Annotated in this window: 10 protein-coding genes; 3 read left to right on the plus strand and 7 right to left on the minus strand. The window is 70.4% G+C overall.

Going from position 1 to position 14,215, the window contains the following annotated elements; genetic code table 11:
* The first annotated feature begins 58 nt into the window (after positions 1-58).
* Together ACWCXX_RS08765 and ACWCXX_RS08770 are read left to right on the plus strand one after the other, a co-directional pair.
* On the plus strand, positions 59-247 hold the full coding sequence (locus ACWCXX_RS08765) for a hypothetical protein (protein WP_451125607.1): 189 nt from the start codon (positions 59-61) through the stop codon (positions 245-247).
* A gap of 105 nt (positions 248-352) precedes the next feature.
* Complete coding sequence (locus ACWCXX_RS08770; RefSeq protein ID WP_451125608.1) at positions 353-1,969, plus strand: FAD-binding oxidoreductase; 1,617 nt, start codon at positions 353-355, stop codon at positions 1,967-1,969.
* A 210-nt stretch (positions 1,970-2,179) separates the two neighbouring features.
* Here the strand turns inward: ACWCXX_RS08770 and ACWCXX_RS08775 are convergent, their stop codons facing one another.
* From ACWCXX_RS08775 to ACWCXX_RS08805, 7 genes are all read right to left on the minus strand, one after another.
* Positions 2,180-2,911 (minus strand): phosphatase PAP2 family protein, encoded by a 732-nt coding sequence (locus ACWCXX_RS08775; protein ID WP_451125609.1) that lies wholly within the window; start codon positions 2,909-2,911, stop codon positions 2,180-2,182.
* Between the two features lie 322 nt (positions 2,912-3,233).
* The gene (locus tag ACWCXX_RS08780) at positions 3,234-4,229 is read right to left on the minus strand and encodes a C40 family peptidase (protein ID WP_451125650.1); all 996 of its coding nucleotides are present in this window, start codon (positions 4,227-4,229) and stop codon (positions 3,234-3,236) included.
* Between the two features lie 395 nt (positions 4,230-4,624).
* Positions 4,625-5,242, minus strand: coding sequence for a hypothetical protein (locus ACWCXX_RS08785; protein WP_451125610.1), 618 nt, complete (start codon positions 5,240-5,242; stop codon positions 4,625-4,627).
* Positions 5,239-7,584 (minus strand): alpha/beta hydrolase, encoded by a 2,346-nt coding sequence (locus tag ACWCXX_RS08790; protein WP_451125611.1) that lies wholly within the window; start codon positions 7,582-7,584, stop codon positions 5,239-5,241. Before ACWCXX_RS08790 ends, ACWCXX_RS08785 begins: the two co-directional genes overlap by 4 nt.
* An 840-nt stretch (positions 7,585-8,424) precedes the next feature.
* Complete coding sequence (locus ACWCXX_RS08795) at positions 8,425-10,299, minus strand: alpha/beta hydrolase (protein ID WP_451125612.1); 1,875 nt, start codon at positions 10,297-10,299, stop codon at positions 8,425-8,427.
* On the minus strand, positions 10,296-10,814 hold the full coding sequence (locus tag ACWCXX_RS08800; RefSeq protein ID WP_451125613.1) for a hypothetical protein: 519 nt from the start codon (positions 10,812-10,814) through the stop codon (positions 10,296-10,298). The genes ACWCXX_RS08795 and ACWCXX_RS08800 overlap by 4 nt, the downstream gene beginning before the upstream one ends.
* Before the next feature lie 183 nt (positions 10,815-10,997).
* Positions 10,998-13,016, minus strand: a complete 2,019-nt coding sequence (locus ACWCXX_RS08805; RefSeq protein ID WP_451125614.1) for a hypothetical protein — start codon at positions 13,014-13,016, stop codon at positions 10,998-11,000.
* Between the two features lie 324 nt (positions 13,017-13,340).
* On the opposite strand from ACWCXX_RS08805, the gene ACWCXX_RS08810 reads away from it, so the two are divergent.
* On the plus strand, positions 13,341-14,090 hold the full coding sequence (locus ACWCXX_RS08810) for a DUF4232 domain-containing protein (RefSeq protein ID WP_451125615.1): 750 nt from the start codon (positions 13,341-13,343) through the stop codon (positions 14,088-14,090).
* Positions 14,091-14,215: the final 125 nt, after the last annotated feature.

Here is a 14,215-nt window from a genome sequence, read left to right on the forward strand (position 1 = left end):
CCGTCACGCCGCTTCCCCGGGCCTCACCACCGGGGGCCGCGCCCAGTACCGTGGACGCGTGTACGACCGACACGCCGATGAGGTCCCTCCGGTTCCCCCCGCCCCCGCACCCGTCGTGCACGAGCCCACGACGGTGGAACGCGGTTCCTTCTGCACCGCCCGCTGCGGCTGCGGCTGGTACGGCCCGGCCCGCCGCTCCAGGGACCGCGCCCGCACGGACGCCGCAGAACACCGCGCGGTCCCCTGACTCGCCCCTCCCCTTCTCCCGTCCCTGACTCGTTCCGCCGTTCCCCCCACGTCCGGCCCCGCCCACCGGCCGCCGGCCCACGAGCGTCATGAATCCGGAGACCCGATGAACCTGTCGCCCCTGCCCGCCCGGCGCACCCTGCTCACCGCGGGCGCCGCGGCGGCACTCGTCGGCGTCACCACCACCGCGTGCGGCGGCCCGCCCGGTCCCGCCCCGGGCAGCCCCGCGGGCACCTCCGGCACCCCGGGCACACGTCCCGCCTCGCCCACCTCGGCGGCCCCGTCGCGGACCGCCCCCGCCGGTCCCGCCGACTGGTCCGCCCTGGCCAAGAGCCTCGACGGGGGCCTCGTACGGCCGCAGGACGCGTCCTACCCGACCGCCCGTCAGCTCTACAACACCCGCTTCGACGGCCTGAAGCCCGCCGCCATTGCCTACGTCGGCCACGAGGCGGACATCAGCGAGTGCCTGGCCTTCGCCCGCCGCACCGGCACCCCGGTGTCCATCCGCAGCGGCGGCCACTCGTACGCGGGCTGGTCGAGCGGGAACGGACGCCTCGTCATCGACGTCTCGTCGCTGTCCCGCATCGAGCGGAACGGCACGATCGGGGCGGGCGCCAAGCTCATCGACGTCTACCGGAACCTCGCCCGCGGCGGCCGGACGATCCCCGGCGGTTCCTGCCCCACGGTCGGCATCTCCGGCCTCACCCTCGGCGGCGGCCACGGCGTCGTCGCCCGCGCGTACGGCCTGACCTGCGACAGCCTGACCGCGGTGACCATGGTCACGGCCGACGGCAAGACCCTCACCGCGGACGCCGAGAACCACCCGGACCTCTTCTGGGCCCTGCGCGGCGCGGGCAACGGCAACTTCGGCGTGGTCACCGAGCTGACGTTCCGCACCAGCCCGGCCCCGCGGACCGTCACGGCGTACCTGGCGTGGCCGTGGTCGCGCGCCCGGTCCGTCGTCACGGCCTGGCAGGAGTGGGGGCCGTCCCAGCCCGACGAGATCTGGTCCTCCGTCCATCTCGCCGCGGGGCCGGGCGGCGCCGCCCCGACCGTCTCGGTCGCCGCGTTCAGCCTCGGCACGTACGGCGACCTCCAGAACGCCGTGGACCGCCTCGCCGACCGGATCGGCGCCCCGGCCTCCTCCGTCTCGCTGCGCCGCCGCGGCTACGAGGAGTCGATGCTGGTGTACGCGGGCTGCTCGGGCATCTCCGACGCCCAGTGCCACCTGCCGGGCACCACACCCGGCCGCACCCCGCAGGGCACGCTCGGCCGCGAGACCTACGCCGCCGCCTCCGACTTCTACGACCGCTCCCTGCCCCCGGCGGGCGTGCAGGCTCTGCTCGACCGGACCGAGGCGTTCACCCGGATTCCCGCCTCGCGGGGCGGAGGCGCCGGTTCCATCGCGCTCACCGCGCTCGGCGGGGCGATCAACCGGGTCTCCCCGCAGGCCACGGCCTTCGTCCACCGCGGCGCGCACGTGCTCGCCCAGTACATCGGTGCCTGGAACCCCGGCACGGCGGGCAGCGCCCAGCAGGACTGGCTGAAAAACACCCACGCGTCGATGCGCCGGTACGCGTCCGGAGCGGCGTACCAGAACTACACCGACCCGACGCTGACCGACTGGCGTCGCGCCTACTACGGCTCGGCGGCGGACCGGCTCACCACGCTGAAGAAGCAGTACGACCCCGGCCGCCTCTTCTCCTTTCCGCAGGCCCTCTGAATTCGCGGGTCTCCCCGGCGGAGGGGAACGGGCACGGACGGGCTCGGACGGGCAGGCACGAGAACGGGCGGCTCCCCCATGGGAAGCCGCCCGTCAACCGTTTCCGTCAGCCGTTTCCGTCAGCCGTTTCCATCGACCGTTTCCGTCGTCCTGCGGGCGCTCGGCCCGGCACCATCGGCCCGGCACCCTCGGTCCTGCGCGCGATCGGTCCTACGCCGCCAGGTCCTTCTCGCCGACACCGCCGCCCGTGCCCGGCCGCGGCTCGGGAATCCCGAACGTCCCGGACTGCCCGGCGGCGGGAGCGACCGGCGTCTGCTTGCGCGAACGCACGAGCCACCCGAGCCGGTCCGCGCGCGCGACGGCCGTCGCCAACGGCGTCAGCAGCATCATCGCCAGGGGGGCGAGCAGCAGGGCGACGGCCGTGCCGAGCGCGAATCCGCCGATGACGTCGGTCGGGTAGTGGACGCCCATGTAGATCCGGCAGAAGCCCTCCGCCAGGGCGAGCCCGATCGCGGCGAAGCCGAACTTCCGGTTGGCCACGAAGAGCCCGACGGCCAGGGCCATCGCCATCGTGGCGTGGTCGCTCACGAAGGAGAAGTCGGTCTTCCCCGCCACCAGGACGTCCAGTCCCTGGTGGTCCTTGAACGGGCGGGGGCGCTCCACGAATCCGCGGATCGGAATGTTGATCAGGAGCGCGATCCCGGCGGCGAGCGGCGCCCAGACGATCCCGGCCACCGCCGTCACCGAGTCGTCGGCCGTGCCGCGCCGGCGCACACTCCACCAGCACCACAGGACCACCAGGACCATGCCGAGCATGATCCCGTACTCGCCGACGAACTCCATGGTCCGGTCGAACCAGGCGGGGGCGGACTTCGCGAGACCGTTGATGTCGTAGAGCAGGCTGACGTCGGGGTTCGACCCATCCAGTGCGAGTCCAGCCATCTACCGAGGCCCCTTAAATCTTGTCTGCTGCCGCGGACACTCCCATGTGCCCGCTTTGACGAACCCCCGTGTCGGTTCGATCACTGCGTGGATCACTGCTGCGTGAATCGGTACTGCGCGGCTGCTCCACCCGTGAGGGCTTCCCCCGGTCGGCGTCGCACGGTCGGTACGCCGCTGTCCCGGCCCACCCAGGGAACGACGTCCTCCGAGCAGGCGTTCCTCTCTCCACCGAATGATCACCATGACGTTATCGAAGAGAGACTCATCGCCGCAGCTCAGGGCCCAGGCTTCACGGAGAGTTCCGGCCATCGCCGTCGCCGCGTCATGCCGCGGGCCGGTTCTTCGGGAGAGCCGCGGCCCCGTCCTTGGTCACACGCGTCGCGCCGAAGTAGTCGGGAGCGTCGATCTTGTCGAACCGGATCACCGCCCCGGTGTACGGAGCGTTGATCATGTACCCGCCCCCGACGTAGATCCCCACGTGGTGGATGGCCCGCGAATTGCCCAGGTCGTTCGAGAAGAACACCAGGTCGCCCGGGAGCAGCTCGTCCCGCGAGGGGTGCGGCCCCGCGTTGTACTGGTCGTTCGCCACCCGGGGCAGCTCGATGTCGACGGTCCGGTACGCGGCCTGGGTCAGCCCCGAGCAGTCGAACCGCCCGTTCTGCTCGGGCGTGCCGTTCCCGCCCCAGAGGTACGGCGTACCGAGCTTCTTCTGCGCGAAGTAGATCGCCCCGGCCGCCTGCTGCGAGGGCTGCACCCGCCCGACGGGCCGGGCGAAGCTCTTCTCCAGGGACCGGATGATGTCGACGTAGTTGCGCGTCTCCTCGATGTCCGGGACGCCGCCGGACCGGATCACCCGGTACGCGCCGGCGTTGTACGCGGCCAGCATGTTGTCCGTCGGGTCCCCCGGCACCTTCTTCACGTACCCGGCGAGTTCGCAGTCGTACGAGGCGGCGGAGGGGATCGCGTCGGCCGGGTCCCACACGTCCCGGTCGCCGTCCTTGTCACCGTCGATGCCGTGCGCGGCCCAGGTGCCCGGGATGAACTGGGCGATGCCCTGCGCGGCAGCGGGACTCTCCGCCCGCGGGTTCCAGCCGCTCTCCTGGTAGAGCTGGGCGGCCAGCAGCGCCGGGTTGATGGCGGGGCAGAGGTTGCCCCACTGCTGCACCAGCGACTGGTACTTGGCGGGCACGGCCCCCTTCGCCAGCGCGACGGCTCCACCGGCACCGGAACTCACGAGTCCGGCGGCAGCGGAGTACGTACCGACGACGAGCAGTGCCACGAAGGACATGGACACGCCGACACCGATACCACCGACCACCCAGAATTTACGCACCCCTCAACCATCCCCCATCGGGGCCCGGTTCATGGGCGGTTTCGACGGTGTGTACGAGTCAACGGGGTCATCGGAGCCCCCGACCTGCCATTCCGGCGCATCGATCCGGCAGCCCGGAGCACCGATTCACCGTTCGGGCGCACCTGACGAACGTTCCGACTCACGGGTCTTCACAGCCGTCTCACGGGTCGTCATGACCGGCGCACGAGTAGTCACGCTAGGCGCAGGGGGCGCCCCGCCGGGCGCACAGACCCTCGGGCCACGGCTGTCTCCCCGTACAGCCCGATGCGCCGGGCGGGATCGTTCACCCCGCCCGGCGCATCGAAGGACCGCCGGACCGAACGGTCGTCGGGCCGAGTGGCCGTCCGACCGAGCAGTCGTCAGGAAGCCCCGGCCGACCAGTAGTCGGAGCGGACGTTGGGGCTCGGCAGGGGGTAGACCCCCTTGTACTCCGGCCCGTTCGGCCTGGACGCCGATTCGGCGACCTTCGACTCCTTCACGCAGGGGCTGTCCGCCTCGAAGAAGACCTGCCCCTTGGCCCGGACGCTCACGCTGATGCCGAAGCCGTCCTTCGACTGCGCGTAGACCGCCGGGAACACCTCGTCGACGTTCTTCGCCTTGATGCGGTAGTCGCTCTCGCGCCAGAACTTCTCGACCTGGTCCAGGAAGTCCTGCCGGCGGTCCGCCGACACGATGGTCATGACGGTGCGCCTGCGCGTCACATCGCAGCTGCCCTTGGTCGTCGGGCCGTGCGCCCACTGCACCTCGGGGTCGATCTTCTTCAGTACGGCGTCGAGCATGCCGTCGGACTTCTCTGCGGCCTCTTGCATGTTCATGCCGCTCCCCTTGGTGCCGGTGTCGCTCTTGGTGCTCTTGGTGCTGGTCACGCTCTTGTCGGTGTTGCCGCTCGTACCCGACCCGGCGTGCTCGCTGCCACAACCGGACAGCGCGAGGCCGACAACCAGCGCCACCGCCGCGATCTGGAACTTTCGCCTCATCGGTACTCCTCAATCTTGAGCCGGTCGGCGTGCCCCGACACGATAAGGGCAATGCTGTCCGCGGAGACGGCGTCCCGTGACGGGGTGAAGTAGTTGGAGTGCGAGTCGAAGCTCATGGGCTTGCCGGGATCCACCGGGAACCGCCTGGCCCCGAACGCCTTGCTCGCCGGGTCCTTGCCGAACCAGAGGTTGTCGTCGCCCGGGTCGGCCAGGTCACCGGCGACATAGGCACCGGCCGGTCCGCCCAGGACCATCCCGATCGCGCCCACGACCACCTGCGTCTTGGACGGGAGCTTGGTCACCGGGTCGTTCGCCGCGGCGCCCACGAAGACGTGCTCGGCACCGACGCCCAGGTCCGCGGCGTGATCCACACCCACACCGGGGCTGCCGACCAGGATGATGTCGTCCACCCCCGGAATACCACCGGGGCGCTGGGTCGCGGCGCCGACGGCTCGCGAACCGTAGGAGTGCCCGATGGCCGTGATGTGCGGATCCCGGTTCTGGTTGGTGGCGACGATGCCGCTCATGAAGTCGTTGTAGGCCGCACCGCCCTTCTCGGCCCTGCCGGTACCCGCGACCGCCAGGCTCTTCAGCCCGTCCGGCGTCTGCGGGGCGTCGTAACCGAGCCAGATGATCGCCGCGCTGGACGGGTCGTAACCCTGGGCGCCGATCGCCGTGTCACGGGCCCGCGCGAGGCCGCTCTTGGCGAACTCCTCGTCGAGAGAGGTGTTCAGCCCCGGCACGTAGGCCGACACGTTCTGCGAGGTGTCGGGGTTCCCGTAGGAGACGATCGCCCGCCCGTTGCCCTCGTCGCTGATGCCGATGAGGTACATCGGGGGCTGGCTGCCCTCCTTGAGCTGCCGGTCGATCTCCCGCAGCCCGGCGAGCTTCTTCTGCGAGTCCTTGTCGGTCTGGCCCTCCAGCTTCGAGATCAGGTCCGGCAGGTGCCGGCGGTTCGCCGTGTCCCGGTCCGCCGCCGGAATCCCGTCCAGCATGCCGATCTTGTCCGGGAAGAGGTCCAGGTAGCGGTCGCGCTGCTCCTGGGTCATGCCGTTCCACCAGAACTCGCGGGCGGCCGCGTTGGCGTTGTGCGGGATCCGCTCTTCCAGGTACTGCCGCTCCGCCTCCTGCACCGCGGCATCGACGCGCGTGCCGGAGCCGGGCATCCCGGTGAACGCGCCGCCGCCCTTGCTCGCGCCCCAGGCGGCTTTTATGAACTGGCCCTTGCCCCAATTGCCGCCGGCCTTCTGAGCGGCCTGGGCGTACTGGTCGACGACACCCTTCACGGTGTCCACGGGGTGCGCGATCGTGTCGATCGCCCCGGTGACGTCGCCCAGCAGACCGTCGTCACCGACGACACCGGAGAGGAAACCGCCCTCCGATTCGCCGGTGGAACCGTCGACCGGAGTTTGTCTACCCGCGTTGACCTCTGTAGAAGAACCGTCGGTTCCGTCGGAACCACCAGAGCCCCCGGAGCCGTTGGCGTCACCGGAACCACTGGAGCCACCGGAACCACTGGAGCCCCCAGCACCACCGGTCGAGCCGGAGCCACCGGAGATGCCCGCACCACCGGAACCGCTGCCGCCGGAGCCATTGCCGCCCGAGCCGCTGCCGCCGGCACCGTTCCCGCCGGAACCGTTGCCGCCGGACGTGTCGGCACCGCCGGAGCCCGTCCCACCGGTCACGGTCGCGCCTTCGGTGCCGGCTCCGGATGTCGAGCCGTCACCACCGCCGTTCCCGCCTCCGTTGCTGTTGCCGTTCCCGTTGCCGGCGACCACCTCGACATCGGGCGGCGGGCAGGCGCTCCCGGTCAACTGACAGATGGCGTTGCGGATCTCGCCGGTCAGCTGACCGCCGATCCCCGTGGCCACGAGGCCACCGATGAGGGCCACGACCACGAGGATCATGCCCAGGTACTCCATCGCGGTCTGACCGGTGTCACGACGCCACTTGGCCATCCGCACGAAGCTGAACGTCCGCCGCTCGGCGCGCTGTTCGGGCGCGAGCCGGAACCAGGCGCGCGAGCGGGCCCGGCACAACAGGACGAGTACGACGACGGGCAGCACCAGCTGCGTCACGCCCTGGCCGTTCTCCGCGTCGTTCAGCGTCGCCAGCGCTCCGACGAGGAGCCAGGCGTGCACGGCGACGAGCCCGCGCCGGACCCAGACGCCGCCGGTCCGCATGTAGAACGACAGCACGAACCCCGTGATGCCGGGCAGCGACGCGTACAGCACCATGCCCAGCAGCCGACCGTCCACCGCATCGACCGACGAAGCCGTGGCCAGCGCGTCGACCGCGCCCACGACCGTGACGGCGAAGAGCAATCGGACGAGAATCAGCACTGCTTGCAAGGAGCGCGACAGTGACTGCCGGCCCGGACGGACCTCGGCGGCGCCTATGTCGGCACCACCCGGAACCGCTAATTCTCGTATGCCAGACACGGCGAGTCTCCCCAGCTTTGTGAGTGGGCGCAGCGACAGTTCTCCCCCCGGTATCGTTATGCGACCACACCTGCGCAGGGCACGGCATGGGCCCCAGGACCCAATGCCGGACTCAACGTCGCCCCCCGGCCCATCCCGTACCGCCACCGACCGGCCCGTTACGGGTCATTGAGGGCACCTCGCCCCCTCAGGAAGCATCGGCGGACCAGAAGTCGGAGTGGATGTTGGGGGCGGGTACCGGCTCGCCCACGTGCCTGCCCTCGCCAGGGGCCGGAGTCGGCGGCCTGACCGGGGACTCATCGACACACGGCGTTGCCACTTCGAAGAATGCCTGCCCTCCTCCTCCGATGAGGAGACGCACCCGAAACCCGTCCGGAGTCTCGAAATAGGTGGCAGGACTCGCCGGGTTGGCGTTCACCCCGAGCTGACGGTAGCCAGATGTTTTCCATCCCCTCTCCACAACGCCAAGGAAACTTCCCCTACGCGCTTCGGAAATAACGGTCACAACGGCACGCCGCCGTGATACATCACAGCTTCCTTCCGTTGACTCCCCGTGAACCCAACGAACTTTTGGCTCAATTCGCGAAAAAGTTCGATCAAGGATCTCATCCGCCCGATCTGCCGCTTCCTGCATATTCACGCCCGCACTTCCTCCACTATTTCCATGACTGGGCCGATCACCCATCGCTCCGCAACCCGGGAGCAGAAAAACAATCACAACCAAGAAAGCGGTACGCCTATTCACCTGGGACGCTCCTGCTGAATGCCAGATGATTTCCCCGAAACAATCAAAGCGATGTTGTCCGCCGACAACTGATCCTTGGAAGGATCGAAGTAGTTGGAGTGGGCCTCTGCCACGTCGTGCCCCCGTTCAAACAGTCGCGGACCGTCGCTCACCGCGAATCGGTTCGCGCCGAAGTCCCGGTGTGCAGGATCCCTTCCGAACCAAGCCTCGCTTACGTCGGTCTGCGCATCCTGTGCCGAGTAGCCGGCGAAGCCACCCGCGATGCCGCCCACCGCACCACCGACTGCAGCACCCAACGGCCCGGCACCCGCTCCCAGCACAAACCCGGTCGACGCCCCACCGGCAACACCGGCACCGATTCCGCTCGCTTCCCTGCTGTTGGGCAGCTTGGTGACCGGATCGTTCTCTGCAGCTCCTACGAATACATGCTCCTTTCCGACACCCAACTCTTCTGCAGATCGCGCACCGGTTCCCGGGCTGCCCACCAGAACGATTTCGTCGGCACCCGGGATACCTCCTCGCTCCTGGGCAGCCAGACCAACCGTCAGGGAACCGTACGAGTGGCCAATCGCTGTGACGTGCGGGTCTTCATGTTGATTCGTCGCAGAGATTCCCGCCATGAACTGGTTGTACGCAGGTGCCCCCGTCAGCGCCCTCTCTTTGTCTGCGACATCCAGGCTGCTCATGGGGTCATTCATCGATGCTTGCGGCGCGTCGTATCCAAGCCAGACGATTGAAGCAGTCGGGGATCCAGGGTTCATCTCTCTTGCACCGAGCGCGGTGTCCCTCGCTCGTTTCAAGTCACCCTTCGCGAATTCCTCGTCCAGAGATGTGCCCAACCCCGGAACATAAGCCGCCACGTTCTTCGATGTGTCCGGATTCCCGAACGAGACGATCGCGCGCCCGTTGCCCTCGTCCCCGATACCGAGGAGGTACATGGGAGGCTGCCTGCCCGCCCGCAACTGACGGTCGATCTCCCGCAACGCCGCCAACTGCGTCTCCGACTTCTCGTCGTGCTGCCCCTCCAACTTGCCCATCAGCAGCTGGAGGTTGTCCCGGTTGGCCGCGTCCCGTACCAGAGCCGGAATGCCGTCCAGATTGCCGATCCGGTCCGGGTACACGGCGAGGTACTCCTCGCGCTGTTCGCCGGTCAGGCCGGCCCACCACGCGTTCCGTTCGGCCGGGGAGGCGTCGTACGGGATGGCTTCCCGCAGGTAGCCGCGTGCGGCCTCCCGTACCGCTGCCGCGTCCCCCGCCGCGTCCCGCCATGTCGTGTTCGGGACCTTCAGGCCCTCCTCCGCCTTCAGGTTCCGCAGGATCCGGGCGTACCGCCAGTCGATCTCGGACGCCGTCCGCACCGCCCCGGCCACCCGGTCCGCGATGTCCTGGGCCCTTGACATGTTCGGGTTGGGGGCTACGAGGCCCGAAGGGGCGTGCAGGCCGGGCGCCGCGCCGGCCGCGGACGCCGTGCCGCCCGGCAGCGGTTTACCGTCGAGCAGGCCCTCGCCCGCCGCCGGGTACGTCACGGAACCGTCCGCGTGCACGGTGAACCTCAGGCCCTCCGCGTCCTCCAGCGCCTCCCGCAAGGCCCGTTGCTGGGCGCGCAGCTCATGGGCCAGGCTGTTCAGCGTCGTACGGAGCAGGCCGCACTCCGTGTAGACGTACTGGAGGTTCCGGCTCATCCGCCGCAGCCGGGCGACCGCCGCGGTCGCCGCCTCGCCGCGCTGGGTACCGCGCAACCCGTTCAGGAGTTGCTGCTCGATCCGGTCCCGGCCCGCGTCGGCGCGGTTGCTCGCCTTTCCCCACCCGTCGGCCGCTCCCTCCAGTTCACCGCACTCAAGGTCCCGTAACTGGGCCCAGGTCAGGGTCATCGCGCCCCGTCCCGTCCCGCCGACACCACCGACGCGAAGGCGGACCGCACGGTCTCGTCCGTCTCGCCCTGGATCCGGGCGACGGCCCGTAACTTTCCGGCCAGGTCCTCGCACTCCGCACGCGCGGCCTCGAACCGCCGCGTCCACGAATCCCGTACGGCGCCCAGTTCCGCCAACGCGGCCAGGCCACCGCCCCCGGCCCCAGCCCTCGTCCCCGTCCCCGCTCCCGCTCCCGCTCCCGTCCCCGCTCCCGTCCCCGCTCCCGCTCCCGCTCCCGCTCCCGCAAGCAGGCCCTCGTGCGCGGTCTCCAGTTCCGCCTTCACGAGTCCGAGGTGCGTGGACATTCCCTCCGCGCCCCCGGCCGCCCGCAGCCAGGCCCCGGCGCTGTGCTTCAGCACGTCGCCACCGGCACCGTGACCGGCCCCCGCACCGGCCCCCGCGCCCCCGCTGCCCCCCGCCGGATCGCCCGGTCGCCGACTGCCGCCCTGCTGTCCCACCACTGGCACTCCACTCACCCCGTTCCTCGGTCGCGGAGCGGCACTGTGCCAAATCCCGCAGCCGGGACACGCCACTCGTCCGGGCGCGAGGGAGTGGAGAGGCCCTGCCCACGGGGCCTCTCCGGCCCACCGCCACCGGGCCGGATCACCCGAACGGTGGACGGGCATCCCATCGCCTCGGAAGCACCGGCGGACCCGTCCTCAGCCGTACGTCCTCGGATCCTCCGCGGCGAGGCGCTGCAGTGCGGCGGCGGCCCGCTCCTCGGGAGAGGTGCCGTCCTCCGGGACGTACCACATGCGCTGTCTCCAGGACTCGTCCTCCCTGCTCTGCCCGGTGGCCGGTTCCGTGCGGTACAGGAGGGAGACCGTGGTGCGGGCCCGGTCCTCGAAGCCCGCGCCGATCCAGTGCAGTCGCGCGTCCCAACGAGTGAGCAGATCCGGCCGGTCGCGCAGACCGACGGCGATCAGCCGGGCGGTCCTGTGGGACGGCGTGGTCCATGCGTGGTCGTTCTCGGCACGTGCGATCTCCGCGTCGTACGCGGCGGCGTCGAAGCGGTACTCGGGCAACTCGGGCGAAGGCAGCGAAGACCGCGAGGCCGGGCGGCTCCAGTCGGACCAGACGACGTGCTCCCCGTCCCTGCGGATGGTGACGCAGAGCGCTCCACAGCAGCCCTCGGTGCAGTACGCCTCGGCGAGTTGCACCTTCCTGGGCTCGTCCGTGGCCCGCAGGAGGCCGCTGTCGAGCAGCTGGGTCGGGGAGTTCGCGGGTCCCCGGTCGAACACCTCCGGCACCACGGGGCGGCCGTCGAGCAGGATGCGCGTCTCGACGCCGCCCCGGTCTCCCGGGTCGAGCGCGGTGCACTCGATCCTCAGCCGCTCCTCCGGCCCGGTGACACGCCGGAACGGCTGCCGTGCCGTCCGCCGGATCCAACGGACCCGCCAACGGCGTTTGGCAACAGCCGAATCGGGGCCGGGGCCGAGGTCCGAGCCGGGGCCAGCGCCGAGGTCCGAGCCGGAGCCGAGGCCCGGCCCCGAGCCGAGGACCGAGTCCGACTCCGATTCGGACTCCGGGTCCGGGTCCGGGTCCGGGCTGATGCTCTGGCTCTCCTCGGGATCGCTGTCCGGCACGACCGCCTGCCACTCGGGCCGGTTCAGTACGGATTCCAGGGCGTCCAGCAACGCCTCGCGCCGACCGGGCTCCCAGTCGAGTATCCGGCTGGGGCCGCTGTGCAGTTCGAGGGCGACGGACAGCAGAAGCGCGTAGTGGTCGATGCCGGGCGGCAGTTCGGCGGCGCGCGCGACGAACGCTTCGTACGCGTCGACCGCCGCCGGGCAGCGGAGGATCTCGGCCCGGTCGTCGTAGGCACTCGACGCCCAGAGCAACAGTTGCCCCGCCCCTGCCGACAGTTCGGCGGCCGGGGGACCCTCCGGCCCCCGGTCCGCCCGGAGAACGTCGGCGAGCCGGACGGCTTCGACGATCCTGCGGACGGTCCGGGTCCCCCTGCTCCTGAGATTCCCTGGAAGGGCCACCAGGCAGCGTCGGACAGCGGCCTCGTCGGCCGCCACGAGGGCATCGACCAGACGGCGCAGCTCCGGCCCCTCGGCGTAATGGCCCAGCCAGACCAGGGCCGCCGTGGGCCGGTCGATGTCGTCGAGCGCCCGAACGGCGGAGTCGACCAGGTCCTTCAGCTGCCCCAGGACCTTCAGATACGGCACGTCCTCCGGCTCACCGAAACGAGCCAGAAGCGCGAGGCCGACACGGACGGCCATGGGGCCGGTTCCCGTACGCACCAGGCAGCGGCCGAGCGCACGCGCCCGGACCTCGTCCTCGATGGTCAGCCCGGCGACCACGTAATGGACATGGCCGGCACGGAGCTTCAGTTCACGAAGGCCCCGATGGATCTCTTCAGCGATCTGCGCGAGGTCCCCCGGGCCGGTGCCGTGCCCATCGGCTTCATCCCTGCCGACCCCGCTCCGACCGGTTCCGGCCCGGCCTGGGCCGGCCCCGCCCGGGGTTGTCAGCCAGGGGGTCAGTACGTCTTCCAGAGCCGCGCAGGCCTCGGCCCAACCGGTTCTTCCCCGGGAGCGTTCCAGTCGGGGCGGAAGTTCGTAGCCCCCTTCGGGGAGCCTGCCGTCGGGCTCTCCGTGACGGAAACGCAGCGCGTAGGCGTACAGCGAGGGCCGGGGAGTGAGCGCGCTGCGCTCTTCCTGGGCGCTCAACGGGCGGGGTGGGTCTCGATTCCTTGAGTCATGCGCGCACCCTGACAGGTTCCTCGGCCCCGGGCCAACAGTTTTCGCCGCCCGCCTCGCGACGGCTGGTCCGGGCCTGGGACTGCGCCGGGCCCGAGACAGGTCCGAGCCCGAGACAGGTCCGAGCCTGGGAAACGGGCCGTTCGGAGCCGAATCCGAGGACGTCAGCCGGACGTCAGTGAGGCGTCAGCAGAACGTGAGCGGCCCACAGGATGCTTTGGTTGTCAAGAGGTCAGAGAGAGCGGCTCGCCGCAGGATCCGGGCCTTGCCTCACCCTCGTCCTGGGAGAATTTCATGCGTAAGATCCGCACCCGCAAGCACACCGCTGCTCTCGGCGCCGTCACCGCGGTGCTCGCTCTGGCCCTCACCGCCTGCAACGGGGACGACACCGGCACGAAGTCCGCCGGCCCGGCGAACGACACCGCGTCGACCGCCGCCTCGGCCGGAGCCTCGACAGATGCCTCCCAGTCCGGCGACGCCTCGAAGGGCACGGACGCCTCGAAGTCCGGCGGTACCGCGCAGACCACCGGAACCACGAAGGCGGGCACCTCCGGCGGCAGCAAGAGCGGGGGCGGCAACACCAGCGACGAGTACGCCTACAAGCACCCGTGCAAGAGCAGCGACCTGTCGGTGCGCGTGTACCCCCGGGAGGGCTCGGCCACCCAGCACGTGATCGAGATCAACAACGTCGGCGCGAACTCCTGCGGCCTGAGCTACTTCCCGCAGGTCAGCCTGGGCGCCGCGAACGCCTCGGACCACAGCGGGGACATCAAGCCGGCGGTTCCCGGCGGCCTGGGCGGCGCCCCCGCGTACCCGGTCAAGCCCAAGACGGCCGCCATCGCGGTGATCGACCTCAACCCGGGTGGCAAGAACGGCGTGACCTGGGTCAACGAGATGAACGTGCTGCCCGACGGCGACCACATGGCCAACGCTGACACCCAGAACTTCCCGCTCGGCCCCGACGTCAAGGTGGGCTCCCCGAAGCTGGGCCTGTACCAGAGCTCGGTTGCCGACGCGGTGAGCTCCATGCAGTCGGCGGGTTAGTCCTGCCCCACTGAACCGGGCCGTACGACGGAACCCGCGGGATCCGCCACCTCCCGTCCCCTCCGCCGTACGCCCCTCATCCCCCGACGCCGAGGGCCCGGATCCACGACTCCAGTGGATCCGGG

The sequence above is a fragment of the Streptomyces sp. NPDC001732 genome (genome assembly GCF_053596315.1).